We start from the raw sequence: 22,357 nt of genomic DNA, 5'->3' as shown, positions 1-22,357 counted from the left end.
CCGGAGCACGTTATGACCTGGAGCGGACTCCAGGTCAACCCCGCGGGCGTAGCGTTGCCGCATGACGACGTGGAAAGAGCTCACCGGGCTCGCCCCCCGCATCGCGGCCGTCTTCGCCCGCCGTCACGCCGCGACCGGCAAGCTGTGCCTGCTCGCCACGATCCGCGCCGACGGCTTCCCGCGGATCAGCCCGATGGAACCGGTCATCTTCGAGGACCAGCTGTGGATCATGGGTATGCCGGACACGGCGAAGTTCCGTGACCTGGCCCGCGACCCGCGGTTCTGCCTGCACACGGCGACCGTCGACACGCACCTCGCCGACGGTGACGCGAAGCTGTGGGGCGTGGTCACCGACGTCCGCGACGAGGCCGTCCATGCGCGGTTCGCCCAGGCGCTGTTCGAGGAGTCCGGCATGGACCTGCGTGGCCAGCTGCCCTTCGACCATCTGTACGCCGCCGATCTGACCAGCGCGTCCTCGATCGCGCTGCACGGCGGGCAGCTCGAGATCACCGTCTGGAAACGCGGCGAGCCGGAGCGCGTGGTCGTCAAGCGGTGATGTGTTTGCCGGCGGGTGACCGGGGGCAGGCGATCTGACACGGTGACGCCGTTATGGCTCATCTCGCGGTACAGGAGAGATGGCATCGAGATGAGCGTCGGATGGTTCGCGGAGAGCGTAGATTCCGCGATTGTGAGCGGTCGGCGCGGTGGGTGATCCGCGCGGTCTCGTCGTGGTCGGTGCCTCAGCCGGCGGGGTGGAGGCGCTGCGATCGTTCGTGGCCGGCCTGCCCGGCACGCTCGACGCGGCCGTGTGCGTGGTCCTGCACATCCCTCGGTCCGGCACCAGCGCGCTGCCGCACCTCCTGCGGCGGGCGGGCCGGCACCCGGTCGTGCACGCGACCGACGGCTGCCAGTTGGAGGCCGGGACGGTCTACGTCGCACCGCCGAACTTCCATGTGCTGGTGGCGGACGGCCGCCTGCGGCTGTCGCGCGGCCCGACGGAGAACGGTCACCGGCCGGCCGTCGACCCGCTGTTCCGGTCCGCCGCGCGGGCCTGGGGGCGCGGCGTCGTCGGCGTGGTGCTGTCCGGCAGCCGCGACGAGGGCGCGTTCGGCCTGGCCACCATCGCGCAGCACGGCGGCTTCGGCCTGGTGCAGGCGCCGGCGGAGGCGTTGTATCCCTCGATGCCGGCGCACGCCACCGAACTCGTTCCGCAGGCACGCGTCATGCCGGTGGGCGCGATGGGCGCCGTGCTCGCTGAACTGCTGGACGGGATGTCGGGCCCGGCCCCGGCCTCCCAATCCGGAGACGCCCGGGTGGACGGGGAGGACGCGAGGAGCTGCAGTCGACCAACGACGAGCTGCAGTCCATCAACGACAAGCTCCGCGACCGCACCAGCCAGCTCAACGACACCAACTCGTTCATGGACGCCGTCCTGACCAGCCTGCAGGCCGGGGTCGTCGTCCTCAACCGGGAGATGCACATCCTGGTGTGGAACCGCCGGGCCGAGGACATGTGGGGGTTGCGCTCCGACGAGGCCGTCAACCAGCACTTCCTCAACATCGACATCGGCCTGCCGACCGGCCAGCTGCGTCCCCTGATCCGTGATGTCCTCACCGGCGGGCAGCAGCTGCAGGCGCCGCCGATGACCGCGGTGAACCCGGCGCGGCCGCACCGTGAGCCTGCGGGTCGTGTGCAGCCCGCTGGCCAGCGAGGTCGCCGGAGCGGTCGGGGTGATCCTGGTGATGGAGACCCTGGGCGAGGTGGAAACCGCCGCGCACCCGGCCGAGCTCGGCGAGGCGCGGTAGCAGCTGCTCAACCGGTCGCCGGCGGCGCCGCGGCGGCCCAGGTTTCGAGCATGCGGTCGAGCTGCTCCAGCTGCAGGGGCTTGGCGAGATGGGCGTCGAATCCGGCGGCCCGGCTGGCTCGGCGATCGGCGTCCTGGCTGTGACCGGAGACGGCCACGATGCGGGTGTGCCGGTGCCGGTCACTGTGGCGGAGCCGGGCGACGACGTCGTAGCCGCTCAGCCGATCGTGCGGCAGGTGTTCGAGCTGACCTCGGTGCAGCGTCTCATCGGCGTCTACGCCGTGGCCCATCGCGTCGGTGACGCTGAAGTCCAGCACGTGTCGGGCGAGGCTGTAGTCGAAGGTGTCCCCGCCGACCCGCGCCGCCGACTCCAGCCACCCCGGCAGCGTGAAGGCCCCGGCCTCGCAGGTGAACGCGCCCGGCAGCAGCCGGCGCTGGATCTCCGCGGACAGGTTGAACGGCGTGGAGCGCTGCCCCCATTCGAACAGATCCGTGCCGCCGGTTCGCGATCACCACGAACCCCAGCAGGTGCGCGATCCGGCTGATCTCGGCCAGGTCGCGGGGGCCGGGCTCGGCCGGCAGTGTCAGCTCCAGCAGCCCGATCGCCTCGCCGCGCCCCGTCACCGGCGCCCACACCGTCCAGGTGGCACCGTCGGGCCGCACCCGCACGGTCTGCATGCGCAGGGCCTGCTCCGGGTCTCCACCGTCGAGCGGCACGATCGTGGCGACCTCGTCGTCGCGGCGGCGACCCACCTCGTCGCCGCAGGCACCACCGAGCGGCACGTGGGCCAGCCGGACCAGCGCCCGGCCGCCGAGATCGGCGATCAGGAAGGAGACCGTCAGCGCGTCGAGCGCCAGTCCCAGCTCCCGGGTGACCGTCTCCACAGCGTCGACCGGCGACGCGTCCTCGGCCGCGGCGAGCTCCGCGGCCACCACCGGCGCGTCGCTGGGTGCCACGCCCGGAGCGTCCGCAACCGGTGCCCGGCGGCACCTCGCTCGTGCGGCCTACCGCGGGTCGGACGGCTGGCGGGCGCGCTGCAGCGTCACCCACACCACCTTGCCGCCGGCGACCGCGACGCTGCCCCACGCGGCTGCCAGACCTTCGATGATCAGCAGTCCACGACCCGATTCGAGGTCCTCGTCGGCGGTCATCGGACGCGGCAGCCGGGAACTCCCGTCGCGCACCGAGACGTGCAGGTGATGCTCGCGCAGCGACAGCAGGAGCCGCATCGGGGTGCCGGCGTGCAGGACGCTGTTCGCGACGAGCTCGGTGACGACCAGCCCGGCGATGTCCGCCAGGTAGGTGATCCGCCAGCGCCGGCAGGCGTCGTCGACCAGCCGGCGGGCGGCGGTGGTGGCGGACGGGTGAGCCGGCAGCTGCAGCGCGGCCCGCAGCGGACCCGGAGCGTGGGCGTGCAGGTCCAGCGCCGACGCCCGCGACTCGGCGACCGTCACCCAGCGGGTCACGGCCATTGCCTCCAGCTGCCGCCGCAGGGCCGTGGGTGGCCCGGTGACGATCATCGCGATCCCGTCGGCGGCGGACTGCCGGGCCAGCATCGGCAGCGCCGTCAGCGCCAGGTCGTCCTCGGCCCGCAGGCCGGACACGTCGAGCAGGATCAGCTCCGGCTGGTCGGCGAGCGCCTTGAGCACGGCCCGGCGCAGCATCGGCGCGGACGCGATGCTGAGCCGGCCGTTGGCGCGGACCACCGACACGGGGAATCCCCGCTCCAGGTCGCAGGCGAGCACCGGTTCGACGGTCACGGCACGCTCGCTGGCAACGACCACGTCGTGGTGGGTGTGCCCATGGCGGTACGTTCCTTTCCGAGACGTTCGTCGCCTACCCACGGGTTGCCCCTGGAAACGCCGATCAACGGCGCACGGTGCGGCCCGGGCTAGCGGTCGGTCAGGTGCCGGTGCAGATAGTCGAGGGAGTGCCGCAGGAGCCGCGACACGTGCATCTGTGACAGGCCCACCTCCAGCGCGATCTCCGACTGGCTCTGGTTGGCGTAGAAACGCAGTGACAGGATCCGCTGCTCCCGCTCCGGCAGCCGGGCGATGATCGCCTGCAGCGTCGCGCGGTCGTCGACGAGGTCGAGCCGCGGGTCCTCCGCGCCGACGGTGTCACCGAGCGTCTGCTCGTCGGAGCCGGCGACGGGCAGGTCCAGCGACAGCGGCCGGGCGGACCCGGTCGACTCCATCATCTCCAGGATCTGCTCGGTGTCGACGTCGAGGTGCGCGGCGAGTTCCGGGACGCTCGGCGCGTGCCCGAGCGTCTGCGTGAGGTCGTCGCGGGCCCGGTTGGCGGCGAGCCGGAGCTCCTGCAGGCGGCGGGGGAGCCGGATGCCGGCGTTGCGGTCGCGGAAGTGCCGCTTGATCTCCCCGATGACGGTCGGCGTGGCGTAGGTGCCGAACTCGACGCCACGCACGGCGTCGAATCCGTCGACCGCCTTGACCAGACCCAGCGCGGCGACCTGCAGCAGGTCGTTGATCGAGTCGCTGTGGAAGCGGCGGGCCAGCCGGTACGCGGACGGCAGGCACCGCTCGATGATGTCCTCCCGCAGCCGGACCCGGCCCGGGTCGTCCGGTGCGAGCCGGTGCAGGCGGCTGAGCAGGTCCGTCACCTCGACCGGCCACAGCCCGTGCGCTGCGGGCGGGTCGTCCAGCGGCACGACGCGCCGGGCGCGACCGGTCGCGGGCCAGTCGAGCTCGTCGTAGGCCCGTACCTTCTTCGCGACGCCGGTGATCTCCAGGGCGGTGAGCACCGCCCCGGTCGCGCCGGCCACGTGCAGCCCGCCGCCGAGCTGTTCGGCCCGGCGGTGCAGGTAGAGCAGCGCCCTGATGGCGCCGGCGTCGAGCAGGCGGAGCCTGGAGGCGTCCACGGTGACGTGGTGCCGCCCGTCGTCGAAGAGCTCGAACACCACGTGCCGCACGAAGGGCGCGCCGGCGAAGTCCAGCGCGCCGGTCAGCTCGACCAGACCGCCGTCCTCGTGCGTCGACACCGTGACGGTGAGATCCATGCCTTCTCCTCCTGGGCCTGCTCAGCGGCGGAGCACGCATCCCGCGTCCGGCGTCACCCGGTGCTCTTTCCCAAGGGGGTGGCCATGTTCCAGTGCGGTCCGTGCACTCACCGCCGGAACGGCTGGCGGCGGGTCACATCCCCAGGGATGTGACCCGGGCCACACATTTACTCCCGTTCAGTGACGGTGGCAGTAGCTGACCGCGACGCGCCGACGCCGACGCCGACGCCGTCTCTGAGCGGAGCGCCGCGCCAGCGCCATTGCTCGCGACGTGGATGCCCGGGCAGGTCGAGCCGTCCGGCGGACCACAGCAGCACGGCCCACGGGTCCAGTCCGTCCAGTGTGGCCGGGGTGTCCGGGAACAGCCGGGTGAGCACCCTGCCGCAGACGTCCCTGGGCGCGGCGAGCTCCACGCCGAGGCCCTCGGCGATGTCGTGGCCGTGCAGGAGCGCCTCGACGCACCCCATCGCGGCGAACCCTTCCGGGTCGGCCATCCCGGACGGGTGATAGGCACGCACGTGCGCGGGCGCGACCCGCACGGCGGCGACGAGGATGCCACCGCCGGTGAGCGCGAACTCCAGCACCTCCGCTGCGGTGGCGTCGGCGTCCGCGTTGGCCAGGAAACGCACGTAGCGCGTGGCCGGCCGGGTCACGAGCTGGGCGGCGTAGGACATGAGCCCGTCGCCGATGTGCTCGGCGGTGTGCCAGCAGTCCCACTCCAGCGAGCCCGCGCGGGTCGACCAGTCCCTGCCGGTGACCGGCCCCAGCGTCGCGTCCAGCGCGGCCAGCGCCGAATCCAGGTCGTCGGCGGTGACGGTCATCGGGCCTCCTGGACGCTCACGCGGTCCCGCCATGCTTCCACAACCGGCGCGGACCCGTGAGCCCGTCGGGGCTGCGAGTCCGGCGACGAGGACCGCCGGCCGTTCCGAGGCTGGTACGTTCGGCTCGATCAACGGGTGGGAGAGCCGCATGACGTTCACCGAGCTGATGGAACACGCGGCGCAGGGATTCGACGCGTTGGGCGCCGGGGTCCTGGTGGTCGGGCTGCTCTGGTCGGTGGGGCTGGCCCTGCGGACGTGGCGGTCCGCCGGTGGGCGGCCGGCGTATCAGGCGCTGCGGGAGAGCTTCGGCGGCGTGCTGCTGCTCAGCCTCGAGGTGCTCGTCGCCGCGGACCTGATCCGCACGGTGGCGGTCGCGCCGACCACGCAGAACGTCGCGGTGCTCGGCCTCATCGTGCTCATCCGGACGTTCCTGAGCTTCTCGCTGCAGGTGGAGATCGACGGCGCACTGCCGTGGCGCCGCGCGCTGACCAGCGGTGCGGTGAACATCGCCCGGGCCACCACCAGGGCCCGCGAGGCATCGGCCGACGGCGGCTGACCTCAGCGGGCCGGTAGCGGCAGGCGGACGGGTGGGGGCAGCGGCGCCCGGACCGGGTCCGCCTGAAACGACTGGAGCATCAGGGCCGCGAAGCGTCGCGTCGCGGCGATCCGCAGCGGTGGCGACTCGGCCCGGATGCCGTCGTTCGCCATCAGCGCGAGGACCACGTCCTCCAGCACGAAGTCCGCCCGCAGCGCGCCGGCCGCCTGGGCCCGCCGGATCAGCTCGAGCAGCAGGCGCAGCGTCGTGTCGCGGTCGGCGGTGAGATACGGCGACGGCGGCGACGTGAACGCCCGGGCGAACCCGCGGTCGAGGGCGTGCACCTCCATCAGCCGCTCGATGACGTGGCGGAACCCGTCCCACGGATCGTCCGCCGCCAGGCCCTCCCGCACGACGCTCGAGCAGAGCGCCATCTGCTCGGCGAAGGCCTCGGCCAGCAGCGCCTCCTTCGTCGGGAACCGCCGGTACAGGGTCGCGACGCCGACCTGCGCGCGTCGCGCGATCTCCCGCAGCGGCACGTCGAGCCCCTCCGTGGCGAAGGCGAGGCGGGCGGCGGCGAGGATGCGCGAGCGGTTGTCGCGCGCGTCGGAGCGGAGACTCACTTGATCCGTCACCGCTCTCACTTTAGCCAAACGGACGGGGTGCTCCGTTACGGTCCAGGCCATGAGAGCTGTGCAGTTCAGCGAGTACGGGCCGCCCGGCGTGGTGCACGTCGCGGAGGTCGAGGCGCCGCACGCCGGGCCCGGCACGATCCGCGTCGCGGTGCGGGCCTCCGGGCTGTCGGTGGGGGAGACCCTCATCCGCGCCGGGACGCTGCGGGACCTGGTGCCCGTGACGTTTCCCTACCGGACCGGGTTCGACGCGGCCGGCGTCGTCGACGAGATCGGCGCCGGCGTCACCGGTGTCGCCATCGGCGACGCGGTGTTCGGCATGACCGGCATGACCTCCCGGGCCGCCAACGCCGACGCCGCGGTCCTCACCGCCTGGGCGCCCAAACCGGCCGGGTGGAGCTGGGCGGAGGCCGGCGGCGCCGCCGGCACCGTCGAGACCGGCACCCGGGTCCTGGACCGGCTCAAGGTCGGCGCCGGGCACACGGTGCTCGTGCAGGGCGCGGCCGGTGGGGTCGGCGCCGTCGCCGTCCAGCTCGCGACCGCCCGCGGCGCCACCGTCATCGGCACCGCCGCCGAACGCAACCACGACGTCCTGCGCTCCCTGGGCGCGACGCCGACGACCTACGGCCCGGGCCTGGTCGAACGGGTCCGCGCGCTGGCACCGCAGGGCGTGGACGCGGTGTTCGACTGCGCCCGGGGTGCCCTGCCCGACCTGATCGCGATCGCCGGCGACCCGGCCCGCGTGGTGACGATCGCGGACTTCGCGGCCGCCGCCCACGGTGTCCACTTCTCGCGCAGTGCCCCGGCCGGCACCGCCGGGGACCCCCTCGCCGTGCACGGCCTGGAGATCGCGGTCGGGCTCGCCGCGCAGGGCCGGCTGCGGGTGCCGGTCGCGGCGGCGTTCCCGCTCACCGAGGCCGCCGCCGCGCACGACCTCGCCGAGCGCCGCCACGCCCCCGGCAAGATCGTCCTAATGCACTGAAACGGGGGCCTGGCGCAGCGCGAGGGCGTCCGGGAGCAACGGGCGGGCGTAGTGGTACCCCTGGGCGTAGCGGTAGCCGAGCCGGCGCAGTTCGGCCGCCTGCTCCGCGGTCTCGACGCCCTCGGCGACGGCGCGCAGGTGCAGGCCGTTGCTGATGTCGATGGGCGCGGCGGCGATGACGGCGTGCTCACCGCCGTGGGTGACGGTGTCGACGAAGGACTTGTCGACCTTCAGCAGGTCCACCGGGCAGGTGCGCAGCAACCCCAGCGACGAGTGCCCGGTGCCGAAGTCGTCGAGGGCGACGGTGACCCCGAGGGCCTTGAGCGCGTGGAGTTCCTGCAGGGCGGCGCCGCCGTCGAACACCGCGGTCTCGGTGACCTCGACGGTCAGGTGCCGGGCCGGCAGGCCGGTGCGGCGCAGGATCGCGGCGACCTCGGCGGCGAACCCGGCCTCGCGCAGCTGCCGGGCCGACACGTTGACGCTGACGGTCTCCGGAGCGGCCGCGCCGAGTTCGCGCCGCCACCGGACGGCCTGGCCGCACGCCTCGGCGAGGATCCAGGCGCCGAGCGGGACGATGGGGCCGGTGCGTTCGGCGGCGGGGATGAAGTCGACCGGCGGGATCGGTCCACGGTCCGGATGGTTCCAGCGGATGAGGGCCTCCACGCCATACAGGCTGCCGTCGGTGATGTCGACGATCGGCTGGTACACCAGGTGCAGCTGCCCGGTGTCCAGCGCGGTGCGCAGGTCGCCGGCGATGCGGGCCTGCTCGGCGCCGCGCTGGTCCATGGCCGGCCTGTAGCTGCTCCAGCGGCCCTTGCCCTGGTTCTTCGCCTCGTACATGGCCACGTCGGCGCGGCGCAGCAGTTCCGCCGCTGTGTCGCCGGGGCGGGCCGCGGCGAGGCCGATGCTGGCCTCCACGACGAGGTCGTGCCCGGCGCAGTGCTGCGGCAGGCGCAGCGACGTGGTGATGGTGTTCAGGGTCCGTTCGTGTGCGGCCTGGTCGGTGCCGTGCAGCAGCAGCGCGTACTCGTCGCCGCCGAGCCGGGCGACGGTGCTGCCGGCCGGGACGTGCGCGGTGAGGACCTCGCCGACCGCCTGGAGCAGGGCGTCGCCGACGGCGTGGCCGAGCTCGTCGTTGATGCCCTTGAAGTTGTCGAGGTCGATGACCGCGACGCTGACCGCGAGCTCGCCGGTCGCCAGCGCCGCGGTGGTGGCGTCGGCGAACACGGTGCGGTTCGCCAGCCCCGTGAGCGCGTCATGGCTGGCCTGGTGTGCGAGTTTGCGCTGGTACGAGTGCAGGTCGCGGACCCGCGAGTCCAGCTGCTTGACCAGCCGGGCGTTGTCCTGCAGCCGCGCGTCGAGCTGCTGCAGCAGGGCCGCGTTGTCGCGCAGCGCGATGATCTGCCGGGCGGCGACGAGCACGGTGACGGTGATCGCGGCGACCGCGACGACGACGTTGTCCGGGGGAGTCCTGGATCGACGACAGCAGCAGCAGCCCGCCGGTGGCCACGACCGCGGCGTAGGGCATGGTGCTCAGTTTGCGGCCCGGCAGCCGATCGGGGACGGGCGCGAGGGACGCGGCCCGCAGCTGCCGGTCGGCGGCCAGGCACAGCACCAGGCAGGCCGCCGGCAGGATCAGGTGGGCGGTGTTGAGGTGCGGCCGGGACGCCAGCAGCGGCGCGAGGGACCCGCCGCCCGCGCCGACGGCGCCGGTGAGCGCGAGCAGGTGCAGCGCCCGCCGGTCGATCGGGCCGGTCCCGGTGAACGCGACCTTGATGAACGCGAAGACGCAGATGAAGCCGCCGCCGACGACGGTGAGCGCGGACCATGTGTCCCCGGCACTGCCGGCGAACCACGTCTCCCACCGCGGGTACACCAGATGCCACGCGAACGTGAGCGTGGTGACGATGACCGTGGCGATGTCGAGGCCGAACCGGGTCCACGCGCCGCCGGTGCGGCGCGTCCCGGGGATGCGCAGCAGCCCGATCATCATGACCAGCAGGCCGCTGAGGTAGACGGCCGAGGTGAATCCGCTGACGTGCTGGTTGCGGTCGGTGCCGATGAGGTTGTCGCGGGCGTTGCTCATCGCGCCGCACCCGACCAGCACCAGCCCGACGCTGACGTGGCGCCAGAACGTGCGCGCCTGGTCCCCGCCCGGTGCGCCGCCGGCCCGCCACGAGCTGACCGCGGCGACGGGGATGCTCACCAGCAGCGCGGACCAGCCCAGCAGCGCCGGTGGCTGGTACACCAGACCGACGCCGAACCACAGCGCCGACAGGACCACCAGGGCCGCGGACACGGCGAGCGGGCCGGTCACCCGCAGCGGTGCCACCACACCACCGGTCGGGCGGCTGGTGGGTGGCGAGGCGCTCATGGCCGCACTATCGGCCCCCGCCGGCCCGCCATGAGCGCCCGCTCAGGTGCGAAACGGGCGTTCTCGCACCCGGACGGGTCTGAGTGGCGGTACCTACCCGAGATGGGTAACCCGACTCAGGACCGCGGGGCCGCGCGGTTGGCATCGTCCTTGCATGCCGCACGCGATCACCGGACGTAGCACCGGCCCCGCCCGCACCGCGCCCATCCGGCGGCGCGACGGGGTGTACCGGCGGATCACCCGGACGCTCGCGGTCGCGCTGATCCCGGCGGCGTGGGTGGCCGCGCCCGGGCGGGCCAGGCACACGGCGTGCCAGTGGGCGCTCGCGGCGCGGTTCCCGGCCGAGGACCTCGCCGGGCTGACGGGGGCGACCCGGGCGGCGTTCGAGGCCGCCCGGGCCGAGGCACTGTGGCGCGACGGTGAGCTGATCGGGCTGACGTCCGGCTACCGCGACCCCCTCGAGCAGGCCCGGCTGTTCCGGCAGGCGGTGGCGGACGAGGGGTCGGTCGCGGCGGCGACCCGGCGGGTGCTGCCGCCGCACGCGTCCCGGCACGTCGCCGGCACCGCCCTGGACGTGCGCCCGAGCGAGGGTGCCCGCTGGCTGGAGCGGCACGGCGGCCGGCACGGCCTCTACCGCACGTACGACAACGAGTGGTGGCACTTCGAGTACCGCCCGGACGGCCGCCCGGTCCGCCTGCCGCACTCCGGCCTCGTGCTCGCCGGCACCCCTCGAATGAGCACCGCCGGAGCGGATCGGCGATGATCGTTCGCATGGAGGAGCCGACCACGACGCCCGCGCTGCGCGCCGCCACCGTGACCGCCGCGCTGGCCGCCGCGGTCCTGCTGGCGGTGCCGTTGCGCGGACGCGGCATCATGCCGCTGCTGCTCGACGTGCCGCTGCAGGGCCGGCCGGTCGGCGTGTCCGGGGCGGTGGACGCCGCCGTCGCGGTCGGCGCGCCGGTCGTCGCCGTGGTCGCCGGGCTGCTCGCGATCCGGCGGTGGCCCTGGCTGCTGTCGGCCGCGGCGCTGCTCACGCTGACCGCGCTGCTGTGCGGCGTCGCCGGTGTGACGACCCCCGAGTGGTTCGGCTCGGTGCTGCTCGCCGTGCGGCCGCTCGTCGTCATCGGCGTGTTCGCCGCCGCCCAGTCGCTGATCCGGTGCGGTGAGGTCCGGCTCGGCGCCGTCGTCGCCGGGTCGTGCATCGGCGCCGCCATGATCGGTTCGGCGTCCGCGCTGGAGTACGGGTTCGGAGCCGGCCGGGGCGGCGGCCTGGACTGGTTCGCCGGCCTGGCCGTCGCCGCGCTGGCCGGCACCGTCCCGGCGGGCTGGCTGCTGCGCCGGGGCGACGCCGCGGTGCTTCCGGCCGGCGGGAGCCGGGGCCAGCGGTGGCGGCTCGTCGTCGCCGGCGGGCTGGCGATCGCGCTCACCTGGCCGCTGGGGCAGCTGACCAGCGATCGGCTCTCGGTGCTCATCGGCGTGTCGGAGAGCTCCCTGAACCGCCACCAGTACGCCCAGTCGGCGGTCATCGGCGCGATCGCGCTGGGCATCGTGGCCGTGCTGGCCGCGATGACCGGGCCGTGGTCCCTCGGCGGCGCGCTGACCGTCGCGGCCGTGCAGGTCGCCGCCGTCGCCCCGATGCTGCTGGCGCTGGCGTCGCTGCGGCTGGGTCCGGCGTCGTGGGTCGCCGTGCTCGCCGGGCTGGCCCTCGGCGCGACGCTCGCCGGCAGCCGCTGGCGCTATCCGCTCAGTGCCGCGGTCACGGTGACCGCCGCGGTGGCACTGATCATCGTCTCCGTCGCCACGAGCGGCCAGCCGGGGAAGCTCGCGGAGCAGGAGAGCGTCATCCCGGGAGTGCTGCTCGCGGTGGTCGTCACGGCCGCGGCGACCGCCGTCGTCGGCGCGACCGCGACCGCGCTGACCCCCGCGGGGGTGGTGCCGGCCGCCCTCGGCCCACTGGCCGGCATGCTGGCGATCGGCGGGCTGCAGACCGTGAACGGCACCAACCCGCGCGGCACCGCGATCTGGTCCGGCTACGGTCGCGTCGCGGACCTCGACGTCTCCATCTGGCTGCTGCTCGTCGCCGCGGCCGCGGTCGGCGGGCTGGGCCTGGCCCGGCAGTGGGCCAACCGGCGGGCCGAACGCCGCCTCGCCGAGCAGATCCGCCGCGAGGCCGCCGAGGCGGAACGCAACCGCCTGGCCCGCCCCATCCACGACGGCGTGCTGCAGGTCCTCGCCCTCGTCCAGCGGCACGGCGCCGAACTCGGCGGCACCGGCTCCCAGCTGGCTGCCCTCGCCGGCGAGCAGGAGGTGGCGCTGCGCAGCCTGCTCAGCGGCGGCGCGCCCACCCCGCCCGGCAACAAGCAACCGGCGTCCGACGACCTGCGCACGACCCTGACCGCGCTCGCCTCGGCCACCGTCGAAGTGGCGGCGCCCGCCGATCCGGTGCCACTGCCGCAACCCGCGGCGAGCGAGGTGACGGCCGTGGTCGAAGCGGCCCTGGACAACGTGCGCCGCCACGCCGGCCCGGACGCGCGGGCCTGGGTGCTGCTGGAGGACGAGGGCGAGGGGGTGCGGGTCACGGTCCGGGACAACGGGGTCGGCTTCGACCCGGCCCGCCTGGCCGAAGCGGCCGGCGAGGGCCGCCTCGGCGTCGCGCAGTCCATCCGCGGCCGGGTCACCGACCTGGGCGGCACCATCGACATCCACAGCCGCCCCGGTCAGGGCACCGAGGTCGAGTTCTGGGTCCCCCGCAAACGCTGATCCTGCTCGTACCGGACGGACAACAACCCGAACCACACGACGATGAGCAGGCCGGCCGGGTAGAGGGCCTCCTCCGGGGCGACGTCGGCGACGAACGAGAACGCGCCGAGCCACACACCGGTCAGGACACCCACGACGCGGATCGCCACCGACCTGGCGTGCACGGAGCTGACGGCGATCCACAGGCCGGCGAACACGTGCCCGCCCAGGCGCACCGGCCAGGTGATCTCGTACGGCACGTCGTTGATCGACAGTATGCCGGTGAGCACGTCCAGGGCGATCCAGCTGTAGCCGGCGGCCTTCGCCCATGCGGGAGCGTCCATCCGGGCGACCAGGAACAGGATCGCGAGGTGGAAGAAGACGCCGCTGTACTCCGGCCACACGACGCCGGGTTCGGAGATGGCGAAGGACACCAGCGACGGGATGAAGAGCACGATGGGCAGCAGGGCCAGGGTTCTGAAGCGGGGTTCGGGCATGACGCCGAGTGTGTGGCGCACCTTCGGCCCGGTCCAGGCGTGCCGCTTCCTGGTATCGGCGGTACCAGGCTGCCCGGAGCGTGGGCTGGCACGATGGGGGCATGAGCGGCGAATCCGGGGAGCTGGCCGCGGTGCTGCGGGTCTGGCGCGGGCGGCTGTCACCCCGCGCGGCCGGCCTGCCGGCGCACGCCGTCCGGCGCACCAGCGGGCTGCGGCGCGAGGAGCTCGCCGTCCTCGCCGGGGTGTCCGCGGACTACATCGTGCGGTTGGAGCAGGGCCGGGCCTCGGCGCCGTCGCCGCAGGTGTGCGCCGCGCTCGCCAGGGCGCTGCAGCTCGACGACACCGAACAGGAGCACCTGCTGCACCTGGCCGGGCACGCCACCGGCGGCGGCCGGATCAGCCGGCTGGTGCCTGCCAGCATCCGGCGGCTCGTGGAGCGCACCGACGACCGGCCCGTCGCCATCTTCGACGCGATGTGGACTCCGCTGCTGTGGAACCGCACCTGGGCGGCGCTCGTCGGTGACCCTGCGGCGCTGCCCGAGGCGGAGCGCAACACGCTGTGGCGCGCCTTCACCGCCGGCACGACCCGCCACCCGCCGGATCCGAACTTCGACGGGTCCATGGTCGCCGACCTGCGGCGCACCGCCGGCCGGTACCCCGACGACCCCGACCTGCGCGCGCTCGTCGCCCGCCTGCTCACCCGCAGCGACCGCTTCCGGGACCTGTGGCAGCGCCATGAGGTCGCCGAGCACGGGCCGTCCCGCAAGACCGTCATGCATCCCGAGGTCGGCCCGATCGACCTGGACTGCGACATCCTGACGACCAGCCGCGGCGACCTGCGCATCGTCGTGTACTCCGCCGAGCCCGGCAGCGACGCCGACAGCAAGCTCGCACTCCTGGCGGTTGTCGGTCCGGCCGCGGCGGAGCCGTAGGCCTGCCGGCGTCAGACGACGCAGAACTCGTTGCCTTCCGGATCGGCCATGATGACGTGACTGGGGACGCCGCCGACGGCCACCTCCTGCACCACGGTGGCGCCCGCGTCGAGGACCCGCTGGACCGTCGCGGCCACCTGCGGCCACCGCACGTCCTGCGGCTGGTCCCGGCCGCCGGCCTTGAGGTCGATGTGCAGCCGGTTCTTGACCACCTTCGGCTCGGGCACCTTCAGGAACGACAGGCTGGGCCGGACGCCGTCGGGGTCGACCAGGTTGGCGCCGTCGTTCCACTCCTCCTCTGGCACCTCCCACCGGATCAGCCACTCCTCCCAGGTGGCGAAGCCCTCGGGCACCGGAGCGTCCACGTATCCGAGAGCCGCGCGCCAGAACGCGGCCAGCCGCTTCGGATCGGCACAGTCGACGGTGATTCCCCACACGACGGTCATGAGTCATCTGTATACACGGTGCTGCACGGGATGGTCGAGCTTGCCTGTTTCGATGTCTACGCTGTCTGCCGTGGCAGTTACGGGTCGGGCGGCGAGAGGAAGTCTCGCGGGAGCGTCGGGCGATGCGGGCGTCGAGTATCGGCGTGGCGTCGCGGCCTACGTCGTCGCGCACGGACTGGCCGGGGTGCCGGTCGTGGGCCTGGAAGTGCCTCGGGCTCATGCCACTGTCGGTGCGGTAATTCTGGAAACCGACGATGCGGTTGACGACATCCGCATCGACTTCACGTCCGGCTGGCGGGCGTTCCTCCAGGCGAAGCGCACTCTGCGGCACGACGCCGTGCTGAAGAAGGCGGTCGCCCAGTGGATAGCGGCCGCGCGGATGCCGCTGGACCCGAGGACCGACCGGCTCGTGATCGTGGCCGGTGACCTGTCGGGTCCGATGCGGAGCCTGCAGCGCGTGCTGAACCGGCGCCGGATGCCGGTCTCCGGAGCGCCCACTGTCGAAGAGGGGAAGCAGCTCAGCAAGGTCGAGGCGTACCTGGGTGGGCTGAGCCCGCAGCAGCGTGAGCTCGTGTTGCAGTGTGCCGTGATCTGGGAGCTCGCGGTTGAGGAGCCGCACGAGACAGGAGCGCTCCAGGCGATCGCCTGCCTGCGGGAGTTCGTGGCCGGGAAGGGGGCGCAAGGCGCGCATCAAGCTTGGACGTCGCTGATGGGCGTGGCCGGACAGGCCGCTCGGCGGCGGGGTGGTTACGACCTGGAAGGCTGGCTTTCGGCGCTGCGAGGCGAAGATGTCGAGGTCGGGACGTCCGGCGCGACGCCTGCCGCCGATCTGCAACGGAGCCTGTCGGCCGTGGATCGGTACAAGCAACGTCTCGTCCGCGCCGGGACGCTGCTCGATCTCCGCGCGGTTGGGGCTGAGATCGCTCCGTTCTCCATCGAGGATGCTGACGCCAAGGTGGAGGTCGGGATCGGTGGCAACCAGCAGGGTGGCCTGGTCTGGGCCTTCCTCCGCCGGGTCCGGATGGTGCTCACCGGGCTTCCGGGCGGCGGCAAGTCGACCGCGATGCGGAGGCTCGCGGCTCAGCTCTGCAAACTGCCGGACGATTTGCTGCCGCTGTGTGTATCACTGCGTGACGTCAACGCCTGGGACCGACGGCTCAGCTTCCGCGACCGCCTGGTTGCCGTCGCGGTCCGCGGCGACCGGGCCGAGGATCGCCCCTTGTTGCGCCGGGAGATCGAACGGCGCCTCGACAGCGGGTCGATCGTCCTGCTCCTGGACGCCCTGGACGAAACCTATGAGGACCGCGGCATCGTGGTCGGGGAGCTCCAGACACTGCTTGCGGACGTCTCGCCGGATGTGGCTGTCGTCCTCGCGACCCGCGACGTTGCTTACGGGCAGGCGGCGACGCTCGGCTGGCCGAGCGTGGCGTTGAAACCGCCCAGGTCGATCGACACAGTGGTGCGCGCAGTGTTGCGCGCGGCCGGCGAGAACGGACCGGCGGACCGGCTCACGGACAGGTGGGTCTCCGAACGCGTCGAATGGGTCAACCAGGTCCTGGACCAGGCCGCAGTGCTCCGGCAGACCCCGCTCATCCCGGTCCTGCTGACCGTCCTGGCCATCGAACGGTCACGGGACGCACTGCCCACCGGGCGGGCCGAGGTGCTGGCCGCAATGGTCCGTGATCTCATCGCTCGCCACGAGGTCGAGCGGAGCAGGGGTCGAGCCGACGGCCTGCTCGGCGGCAGATCGGCGCGGTCGGCCTTCCTGCACGCGTTCAACGCCGAAGCGGCCGCCGTCCTGAACAACAACGGCCGCGTGTCGCTGGCGGTGGCCGTCCGGACCGTTGCCCGCGAGCTCGGGGAACACTGGGCCCTGAGCCCGGGAGATGCGGCAGCGGCGGCCCATGACGCCGTCCATCTCTTCGACGAGAGCGGCATCTTCGTCATGTCGGGTGCGGACGCGGTCATCGAACCCCGGCTCGCCCTGTTCGCCGAAATCGGAGATGCGCTGCGCATGGTTGACCGTCCGGACGAGGTCAGCGCCTGGGTTGAGGCGCGCGTTCAGGGCGGGCAGGCGGAGCCACTCGTCCTCGCGGCGGCGCTGAGCAGCGACGCCGCGTCCGCGGTGATCGCCGCGGTGCGGCGATCACCGGCCGACCGGGAGTTGGTCCACGCCGCCGTCCGCGCTCACGCCGAGGGGGCGAGTCTGGATGACCGGTCCATGCACACCCTGTGCGAGGCGTTGATCAATGACGCTGCCGCCGGCACGCGCGAGTCCTGGTTGAGCTGGCGGGCACTGCTGAAACTGCCGCTGCCCGGGCGCCTCCGCGACTCCGCGGAACGCGCAGCACGCTCCCACAGCGCCGACCACGCCCTGTTGGCTCGGGCGGCCCTCGACCTGCGGTTCGTCGCTCAGGACATTCTCGTGAACGACCCCGGGGTGTTGCTCGATGTCGTGAAGCTACGGAACCTGCCGGAGCGTCCGCCCGAGCGCGACTCCACCGGCTTCGACGCGCGCTTCGCCGGCGTCGACGAGGCGCTTGTCTCGACGCAGGTCGCCGCGGCCGAAGCCATGCTCGGCCGGGTCGGCGCGGCCACCGCGCTCGTTGTTGAACGGGGCCTCGATGCGCCGCGCAATCTGGCCGAGCGGCTCATCGAATCACTTGGAGAACGGGGCTTCGAGGCGGAGGCGGCAGCGGTCCGGGATGCGCTCGGACGACGAATCGGCGTCTCGGAGCAGCCCTTGCTGCTTGATGCGGATGCCTACGAGGACACGCGTGTCGTAAGGATGTTGGCTGAAGCCGAGCCAACGCGGCTGAGCCGCGCTCAGGCCACCAGACTCGATGCTCTCGCGGATTTCCTGGAGACCCTCAAGCTGACCGACCTCGGCGCCGTCCATCTGCTCCGCGAGCCGGATGGAGTGCTGCGGAAACTCACCGAGGTCGGCGTCGCACTCTATGGGTTCGACAGCAGCATGCTTGCGGCACAGGCACGGGTGCTCCTCAAGCGAATCGAGATCTGGGGCGGCAACGCCCCTTGCTACGGCCTGACCGGCGACGCCAGCGGACGCACCGAACCCGAGTGGGCCGCGGTTGACCAACCCGAGGAGGCCGTCGTTCTGCTCCTACACCTGCTGACGCTCGGGCGGGCCCAGGCCGCGTTTGCCGCGAGGTCACTCTGGGACGCGCCGGTCGCGCACCTGGCCGCACCCTGGCTTCGTGCAGCCCTCCCGTCGATGGCGGTCAGCCCGGAGCATCAACGGCTCGCTGCGTACACCTTGGGCTCGTTCGGGCAAGGGCCTGAACCGGACTGCTGGGTCGACAGCGACGACCCGGTGCTGCGGGCCGTCGCAGCGAACCTGATCGAGCCGTTCGCGGGGACACTGCTCCGAGACGACTTCCGAAGGCTGCTCGACGATCCCGACGGGTGGGTTCGCATCAGCGCCCTCGAGCGAATCGCGTCGACATCCTTTCCCGATGTCGATGCCATTCTCGCCGAGGCGGCCAGCCAACCGAGACCGGGCTGGACGTGTCTCCACTGCAGGACAGTCAACCCTCCAGCAAGCTCCTCCGGCTGCCGCAAAGACGGCTGCCACTACCTCGGTGCCGAGCCCTCAAGGACGGCCGGCGCGCTCCTCAACAGCACGGATCGCCAGCTGCAACCCCTGCCGGACCGTATCTTCCGCGGCCTCCTGATGTTGAAGTTGACGGCATAACAGTGCCCCGAAACGTTCGAGCGGGCGGCCTGGACAGTCGCACTATACTGAGTATTATACGGAGCATGATATCGAGTGTGGTGACGTCGTGAGCGTCCGGCATGCGCTGTTGGCGCTGCTGAGCGAGGGGCCGAAGTACGGTCTGCAGCTGCGTGAGGAGTTCGAGGCGCGCACCGGCGAGGTGTGGCCGCTCAACGTCGGCCAGGTGTACACCACCCTGCAGCGACTGGAGCGGGACGGTTTCGTCGAGTCCGGCGACGACGCCGAGCCGGGACCGCAGAAGGGGTTCCGGATCACGGCCGAGGGTGCCGAGGAGCTGGCCGGCTGGCTGCGCACGCCGCCGGACCTGTCGGCGCCGCCGCGCGACGAGCTGGTCATCAAGATCCTGGTCGCGGTCCGGGTGCCGGGCGTCGACGTGCACGAGGTCATCCAGTCGCACCGGCGTTACCTGGTCGAGCTGATGCAGCAGTGGACCCGGCTCAAGGAGGAGGAGGGCGACCTCGACCTCAGCCTGGCCCTCGTCGTGGACGCCGAGCTGTTCCGCCTCGACGCCGTGGTGCGCTGGCTGGACACCGCCGACGGCCGGCTCAAGCGGGCCGCGGTCGAGCCGCCCGCCGCCGCGCCGGCGGCGCTGCCGCCGCTGCGCCGCAGGGCTGGAGTGCGCCGATGAGCGGGGTGCTGGAGCTGCGCGGGGTGTCGAAGACCTACCTGGACGGCGCCGACGAGGTGCACGCGCTGCGCGAGGTGGACCTGACGGTCGAGCCGGGCAAGATGGTCGCCGTCATGGGGCCCAGTGGTTCGGGCAAGAGCACGCTGCTGACCATTGCCGGAGCCCTGGAGACCCCGACGGCCGGCGAGGTCCTCGTCGCCGGGCACCCGGTCACGACCATGTCCCGCGACGACCGGGCCCGGCTGCGGCGACGTGCCATCGGCTACGTCTTCCAGGACTTCAACCTGCTGCCCGGTCTCACCGCCGCGGAGAACGTGGCGCTGCCGCTGGAGCTGGACGGGATGTCCGCCGGCAAGGCCCGCGCCGCCGGGCTGCGCGCGCTGGAGGAGCTGGACCTCGGGCACCGCGCGTCGCGGTTCCCGGACCAGCTGTCCGGCGGCGAACGCCAGCGGGTGGCGATCGCCCGGGCCATCGTCGGTGAGCACCGGCTGCTCCTCGCGGACGAGCCGACCGGCGCGCTCGACTCCGTCAACGGGGAGGCCGTGATGCGGCTGATCCTCAGCGCCTGCAAGACCGGCGTCGGCGCGGTGGTGGTGACCCACGACGCGCAGCTGGCGTCCTGGGCCGACCGGGTCGTGTTCATCCGCGACGGCCGGGTTGTCGACCGCACCGCGCCCCGCCCGGGTCCGGACTCGCTCCTCGCCGAGGAGCCGGCCCGGTGAGCGTCGCGCTGGAGGACCCGCCGCTGGTGCTCGGCACCGGCCACGGCGGGATGCCGGCCCGCCGCGCCGTGGTGCGCTGGGCCTGGCGGCTGTTCCGCCGTGAGTGGCGCCAGCAGTCGATCGTCCTGGCCCTGCTGCTGGTCGCGGTCGCGGCCACCACCTTCGGCCTCGGCATCGGCGCCAACGCCCCGTCGCAGGCCGTCGTCTTCGGCAACGCCAACTACATCGTGACGCTGAGCAGCTCCGGCAGCCGGCTCGACACGGACCTCGCCCAGCTGCGCGGCGCGTTCGCCACCATCGACGTGATCGCGCATGCGAAACGCATCCCCGTGCCCGGCTCGGCGAACGGTGTCGACCTGCGCGCCCAGGACCCCAAGGGCGCCTACGGGCAGCCGATGCTCCGGCTCAACGATGGCCACTGGCCGCAGGGCCCGGCCGAGATCGCCGTGTCGACCCGGGTCGCCACGATCTTCAAGCTGCGGGTCGGCAGCACCTGGGACCAGGGCGGCACGCAGCGCGCGGTCGTCGGCATGGTGGAGAACCCGCTGAACCTGAACGAGGCGTTCGCCCTCCTGGCACCCGGGCAGATCGCCGAACCCGACCACATCGACGTGCTCATCAAGGCGTCCGAGACGGCGTTTGCCGAGCGGCCGCGGCTGTCCGGCATCTCCGTGCAGGAACGCGACGCCGCCGAGGAGGGCTCCAGCGCGGCAGTGCTCGTGCTCGCCACGATCGGCCTGGTGTTCGTCGGGCTGCTGGCGGTCGCCGGGTTCACCGTGATGGCCCAGCGGCGGCTCCGCGCGCTCGGCATGCTCGGCGCGATCGGGGCCAGCCACCGGCACATCCGGCTGGTGCTGCTCGCCAACGGCCTCGCCATCGGCGGGGTCGGCGCGCTCACCGGCGCGATAGCGGGGGTCGCCGGATGGGTCGCCGTGAGCCCCGCGCTGGAGACGCCGCTCGGCCACCGCATCGACCGGTTCAACCTGCCCTGGACGCCGCTGCTCGTCGCGGTCCTGCTGGCGACCGGCACGGCGGTCGCCGCCGCCTGGTGGCCGGCCCGCGCCGCCGCCCGTGTCCCGGTCGTCGCGGCACTGTCCGCCCGGCCGGCACCACCCCGCCCGGCGCGCCGGTTCGCGGCCCTCGGTGCGGTGCTGCTGGTCGCCGGGATGGGCGCACTGTACTGGTCGGAGCAGACGAAGCCGTGGTACATCATCGGCGGCGTCCTGGCCACGGCGATCGCGATGCTCCTGCTCGCCCCGGTCGGTGTCGCCGCCGTCGGGCGGCTCGCCCGCCGCGCGCCCCTGGCACCGCGCCTGGCAATGCGCGACCTGGCCCGCTACCGGTCCCGGTCCAGCGCCGCCCTCGCCGCAATCGCCCTCGCCGTCGGCATCGCCGCGGTCGTCGCCCTGAGCACCGCCGTCACCGCGGCGAAAGCGGCCGAACCTGGCGGCGGCAACCTGCCGGCCGACCAGATCATCGTCTGGCTCGCGCAGGAACGGACCTTCGGGCCGGTACCGATCGTCACCCCCGCCCAGCTCGACACGATGCGGCAACAGGTCGACGCGATCGCCGCCGCGCTGAACACCAACTCGGTGCTGCCGCTGACCGCCGCCCTCGACGACAAGCAGCCGCTCGAACGCGGCGGCAAGGCACCGATGGTGCTGGCCAGGCCCAGCACCGGACCGGACGGGCGGGTCATGCACAGCAGCCGCGACTCGCTGCCGATGTTCGTCGCGACCCCGGAGCTGCTGGCCCGCTACGGCATCGACCCGGCGAGCGTCAAACCCGACGCCGACCTGCTCACCCCTCGGGCCGACATCAACGGGTACGACCTGATCCCCGGCCGCGACCGCAACTGGCAACCGACCCTGCAGCACGTGACCCTGCCCAGCTACACCTCGCTGCCCAACGCCCTGATCACCACGCACGGCGTCACCGAGCTCAACCTGACCACGATGCCGGTCGGCTGGATCATCGACGCACCCGCCGCACTGACCACGGCGCAGATCGACAAGGTGGTGCAGACCGCCCTGGCCGCCGGGCTCAACGTCGAGTCCCGCCCCACCGGCGTCGACCAGGCCCGGCTGGCGCTCGGGTTCACGGCCGCCGGCATCGCGGTCGCGCTCGGCGTGCTCGCCATGACCGTCGGGCTGATCCGCAGCGAGACGGCGCGCGACCTGCGCACCCTGACCGCGGCCGGGGCCCGGCGGGGCACCCGGCGCACCCTCACCGCCGCGACGGCCGGGGCCCTGGCCCTGTGCGGCGCGGTCATCGGCACCGCCTGCGCGTATCTGGCGTTGCTGGCCTGGTATCACCGGGAGGCGCACTGGCTGGCGCACCCGCCGCTGCTGAACCTCGCCGCGATCCTGGTCGGGCTGCCGGTCGTGGCGTACCTGGGCGGCTGGCTGCTCAGCGGGCGGGAGGCACGCGCGATCGCCCGCCAGCCACAGGACTGAACCGGGCCGGGCCCA

The 22,357-nt window shown here is 73.2% G+C and carries 21 protein-coding genes and 1 pseudogene; 12 read left to right on the top strand and 10 right to left on the bottom strand.

The annotated features are described in order from the left end of the window. Positions 1-61 precede the first annotated feature (61 nt). The 3 genes and pseudogenes from ACFPIJ_RS38665 to ACFPIJ_RS38655 all read left to right on the top strand — a co-directional run. A complete protein-coding gene (locus tag ACFPIJ_RS38665; RefSeq protein ID WP_380122964.1) occupies positions 62-556 on the top strand; it encodes a pyridoxamine 5'-phosphate oxidase family protein in 495 nt (164 codons plus the stop codon). A gap of 148 nt (positions 557-704) precedes the next feature. Further along, entirely contained in the window at positions 705-1,436 is a 732-nt protein-coding gene (locus tag ACFPIJ_RS38660) for a chemotaxis protein CheB (protein ID WP_380122962.1), read from the top strand. After that, positions 1,421-1,495, top strand: a pseudogene (locus ACFPIJ_RS38655) (hypothetical protein); the annotation flags it as partial. The gene ACFPIJ_RS38660 and the pseudogene ACFPIJ_RS38655, both read left to right, overlap by 16 nt. 317 nt (positions 1,496-1,812) lie before the next feature. Here ACFPIJ_RS38655 and ACFPIJ_RS38650 read toward each other — a convergent pair. The 5 genes from ACFPIJ_RS38650 to ACFPIJ_RS38630 form a co-directional block, all read right to left on the bottom strand. After that, positions 1,813-2,121 (bottom strand): response regulator, encoded by a 309-nt coding sequence (locus ACFPIJ_RS38650; RefSeq protein ID WP_380123743.1) that lies wholly within the window; start codon positions 2,119-2,121, stop codon positions 1,813-1,815. Then, positions 2,069-2,761 (bottom strand): hypothetical protein, encoded by a 693-nt coding sequence (locus ACFPIJ_RS38645; protein ID WP_380122960.1) that lies wholly within the window; start codon positions 2,759-2,761, stop codon positions 2,069-2,071. The genes ACFPIJ_RS38650 and ACFPIJ_RS38645 overlap by 53 nt, the downstream gene beginning before the upstream one ends. Before the next feature lie 48 nt (positions 2,762-2,809). Continuing rightward, entirely contained in the window at positions 2,810-3,565 is a 756-nt protein-coding gene (locus ACFPIJ_RS38640; RefSeq protein WP_380122958.1) for an ATP-binding protein, read from the bottom strand. A gap of 131 nt (positions 3,566-3,696) precedes the next feature. Beyond that, positions 3,697-4,821 carry a SigB/SigF/SigG family RNA polymerase sigma factor gene (locus tag ACFPIJ_RS38635; RefSeq protein WP_380122957.1) on the bottom strand — a complete coding sequence of 375 codons (1,125 nt, stop codon included), beginning with the start codon at positions 4,819-4,821 and terminating at the stop codon, positions 3,697-3,699. Positions 4,822-4,988: 167 nt separating this feature from the next. Continuing rightward, positions 4,989-5,642, bottom strand: a complete 654-nt coding sequence (locus ACFPIJ_RS38630) for a hypothetical protein (RefSeq protein ID WP_380122955.1) — start codon at positions 5,640-5,642, stop codon at positions 4,989-4,991. A 148-nt stretch (positions 5,643-5,790) separates the two neighbouring features. Between ACFPIJ_RS38630 and ACFPIJ_RS38625 the strand changes: the two genes are divergently transcribed. Next, positions 5,791-6,198: a DUF1622 domain-containing protein gene (locus ACFPIJ_RS38625; protein ID WP_380122953.1), complete on the top strand. Its 408-nt coding sequence runs from the start codon at positions 5,791-5,793 to the stop codon at positions 6,196-6,198. Between the two features lie 2 nt (positions 6,199-6,200). Here the strand turns inward: ACFPIJ_RS38625 and ACFPIJ_RS38620 are convergent, their stop codons facing one another. Further along, complete coding sequence (locus tag ACFPIJ_RS38620) at positions 6,201-6,812, bottom strand: TetR/AcrR family transcriptional regulator (RefSeq protein WP_380122951.1); 612 nt, start codon at positions 6,810-6,812, stop codon at positions 6,201-6,203. Positions 6,813-6,861: 49 nt separating this feature from the next. Between ACFPIJ_RS38620 and ACFPIJ_RS38615 the strand changes: the two genes are divergently transcribed. Continuing rightward, positions 6,862-7,791: an NADP-dependent oxidoreductase gene (locus ACFPIJ_RS38615; protein WP_380122949.1), complete on the top strand. Its 930-nt coding sequence runs from the start codon at positions 6,862-6,864 to the stop codon at positions 7,789-7,791. On the opposite strand, the gene ACFPIJ_RS38610 is transcribed toward ACFPIJ_RS38615, so the two are convergent. Together ACFPIJ_RS38610 and ACFPIJ_RS38605 are read right to left on the bottom strand one after the other, a co-directional pair. Further along, complete coding sequence (locus ACFPIJ_RS38610; protein ID WP_380123708.1) at positions 7,780-9,018, bottom strand: putative bifunctional diguanylate cyclase/phosphodiesterase; 1,239 nt, start codon at positions 9,016-9,018, stop codon at positions 7,780-7,782. The two genes, ACFPIJ_RS38615 and ACFPIJ_RS38610, sit on opposite strands and share 12 nt — an antisense overlap. Before the next feature lie 28 nt (positions 9,019-9,046). Then, a complete protein-coding gene (locus ACFPIJ_RS38605; RefSeq protein WP_380122947.1) occupies positions 9,047-10,165 on the bottom strand; it encodes a hypothetical protein in 1,119 nt (372 codons plus the stop codon). A 154-nt stretch (positions 10,166-10,319) separates the two neighbouring features. Here ACFPIJ_RS38605 and ACFPIJ_RS38600 point away from each other — a divergent pair, with 154 nt between their 5' ends. Together ACFPIJ_RS38600 and ACFPIJ_RS38595 are read left to right on the top strand one after the other, a co-directional pair. Continuing rightward, complete coding sequence (locus ACFPIJ_RS38600; protein WP_380122946.1) at positions 10,320-10,928, top strand: D-alanyl-D-alanine carboxypeptidase family protein; 609 nt, start codon at positions 10,320-10,322, stop codon at positions 10,926-10,928. An 8-nt stretch (positions 10,929-10,936) separates the two neighbouring features. Then, the gene (locus ACFPIJ_RS38595) at positions 10,937-12,925 is read left to right on the top strand and encodes a sensor histidine kinase (protein WP_380122944.1); all 1,989 of its coding nucleotides are present in this window, start codon (positions 10,937-10,939) and stop codon (positions 12,923-12,925) included. Here the strand turns inward: ACFPIJ_RS38595 and ACFPIJ_RS38590 are convergent. Continuing rightward, a complete protein-coding gene (locus tag ACFPIJ_RS38590) occupies positions 12,883-13,401 on the bottom strand; it encodes a hypothetical protein (RefSeq protein WP_380122942.1) in 519 nt (172 codons plus the stop codon). The genes ACFPIJ_RS38595 and ACFPIJ_RS38590 overlap by 43 nt on opposite strands. 101 nt (positions 13,402-13,502) lie before the next feature. Between ACFPIJ_RS38590 and ACFPIJ_RS38585 the strand changes: the two genes are divergently transcribed. Further along, positions 13,503-14,333, top strand: a complete 831-nt coding sequence (locus ACFPIJ_RS38585; protein WP_380122940.1) for a helix-turn-helix transcriptional regulator — start codon at positions 13,503-13,505, stop codon at positions 14,331-14,333. Positions 14,334-14,344: 11 nt separating this feature from the next. Here the strand turns inward: ACFPIJ_RS38585 and ACFPIJ_RS38580 are convergent, their stop codons facing one another. Then, positions 14,345-14,779 carry a VOC family protein gene (locus ACFPIJ_RS38580; protein ID WP_380122939.1) on the bottom strand — a complete coding sequence of 145 codons (435 nt, stop codon included), beginning with the start codon at positions 14,777-14,779 and terminating at the stop codon, positions 14,345-14,347. A 70-nt stretch (positions 14,780-14,849) separates the two neighbouring features. On the opposite strand from ACFPIJ_RS38580, the gene ACFPIJ_RS38575 reads away from it, so the two are divergent. The 4 genes from ACFPIJ_RS38575 to ACFPIJ_RS38560 all read left to right on the top strand — a co-directional run bounded on the left by ACFPIJ_RS38575 (position 14,850) and on the right by ACFPIJ_RS38560 (position 22,342). Then, positions 14,850-18,494: an NACHT domain-containing protein gene (locus ACFPIJ_RS38575; protein ID WP_380122937.1), complete on the top strand. Its 3,645-nt coding sequence runs from the start codon at positions 14,850-14,852 to the stop codon at positions 18,492-18,494. An 88-nt stretch (positions 18,495-18,582) separates the two neighbouring features. Next, the gene (locus ACFPIJ_RS38570; protein ID WP_380122935.1) at positions 18,583-19,164 is read left to right on the top strand and encodes a PadR family transcriptional regulator; all 582 of its coding nucleotides are present in this window, start codon (positions 18,583-18,585) and stop codon (positions 19,162-19,164) included. Then, a complete protein-coding gene (locus ACFPIJ_RS38565) occupies positions 19,161-19,886 on the top strand; it encodes an ABC transporter ATP-binding protein (RefSeq protein WP_380122933.1) in 726 nt (241 codons plus the stop codon). Before ACFPIJ_RS38570 ends, ACFPIJ_RS38565 begins: the two co-directional genes overlap by 4 nt. Next, a complete protein-coding gene (locus tag ACFPIJ_RS38560) occupies positions 19,883-22,342 on the top strand; it encodes an FtsX-like permease family protein (RefSeq protein ID WP_380122932.1) in 2,460 nt (819 codons plus the stop codon). Before ACFPIJ_RS38565 ends, ACFPIJ_RS38560 begins: the two co-directional genes overlap by 4 nt. Positions 22,343-22,357: the final 15 nt, after the last annotated feature.

The organism is Dactylosporangium cerinum (assembly GCF_042653625.1).
Classification (GTDB): Bacteria; Actinomycetota; Actinomycetes; order Mycobacteriales; family Micromonosporaceae; genus Dactylosporangium; species Dactylosporangium cerinum.
This window is presented reverse-complemented; position numbering and strand designations above follow the sequence as displayed.

Bases quoted from the DNA above. Each gene is read 5' to 3' on its own strand.
- ACFPIJ_RS38665 (WP_380122964.1), top strand. From the start codon at position 62: ATGACGACGTGGAAAGAGCTCACCGGGCTCGCCCCCCGCATCGCGGCC.
- ACFPIJ_RS38635 (WP_380122957.1), bottom strand. From the start codon at position 4,821: ATGGATCTCACCGTCACGGTGTCGACGCACGAGGACGGCGGTCTGGTC.
- ACFPIJ_RS38630 (WP_380122955.1), bottom strand. From the start codon at position 5,642: ATGACCGTCACCGCCGACGACCTGGATTCGGCGCTGGCCGCGCTGGAC.
- ACFPIJ_RS38625 (WP_380122953.1), top strand. From the start codon at position 5,791: ATGACGTTCACCGAGCTGATGGAACACGCGGCGCAGGGATTCGACGCG.
- ACFPIJ_RS38615 (WP_380122949.1), top strand. From the start codon at position 6,862: ATGAGAGCTGTGCAGTTCAGCGAGTACGGGCCGCCCGGCGTGGTGCAC.
- ACFPIJ_RS38605 (WP_380122947.1), bottom strand. From the start codon at position 10,165: ATGAGCGCCTCGCCACCCACCAGCCGCCCGACCGGTGGTGTGGTGGCA.
- ACFPIJ_RS38600 (WP_380122946.1), top strand. From the start codon at position 10,320: ATGCCGCACGCGATCACCGGACGTAGCACCGGCCCCGCCCGCACCGCG.
- ACFPIJ_RS38595 (WP_380122944.1), top strand. From the start codon at position 10,937: ATGGAGGAGCCGACCACGACGCCCGCGCTGCGCGCCGCCACCGTGACC.
- ACFPIJ_RS38590 (WP_380122942.1), bottom strand. From the start codon at position 13,401: ATGCCCGAACCCCGCTTCAGAACCCTGGCCCTGCTGCCCATCGTGCTC.
- ACFPIJ_RS38585 (WP_380122940.1), top strand. From the start codon at position 13,503: ATGAGCGGCGAATCCGGGGAGCTGGCCGCGGTGCTGCGGGTCTGGCGC.
- ACFPIJ_RS38580 (WP_380122939.1), bottom strand. From the start codon at position 14,779: ATGACCGTCGTGTGGGGAATCACCGTCGACTGTGCCGATCCGAAGCGG.
- ACFPIJ_RS38565 (WP_380122933.1), top strand. From the start codon at position 19,161: ATGAGCGGGGTGCTGGAGCTGCGCGGGGTGTCGAAGACCTACCTGGAC.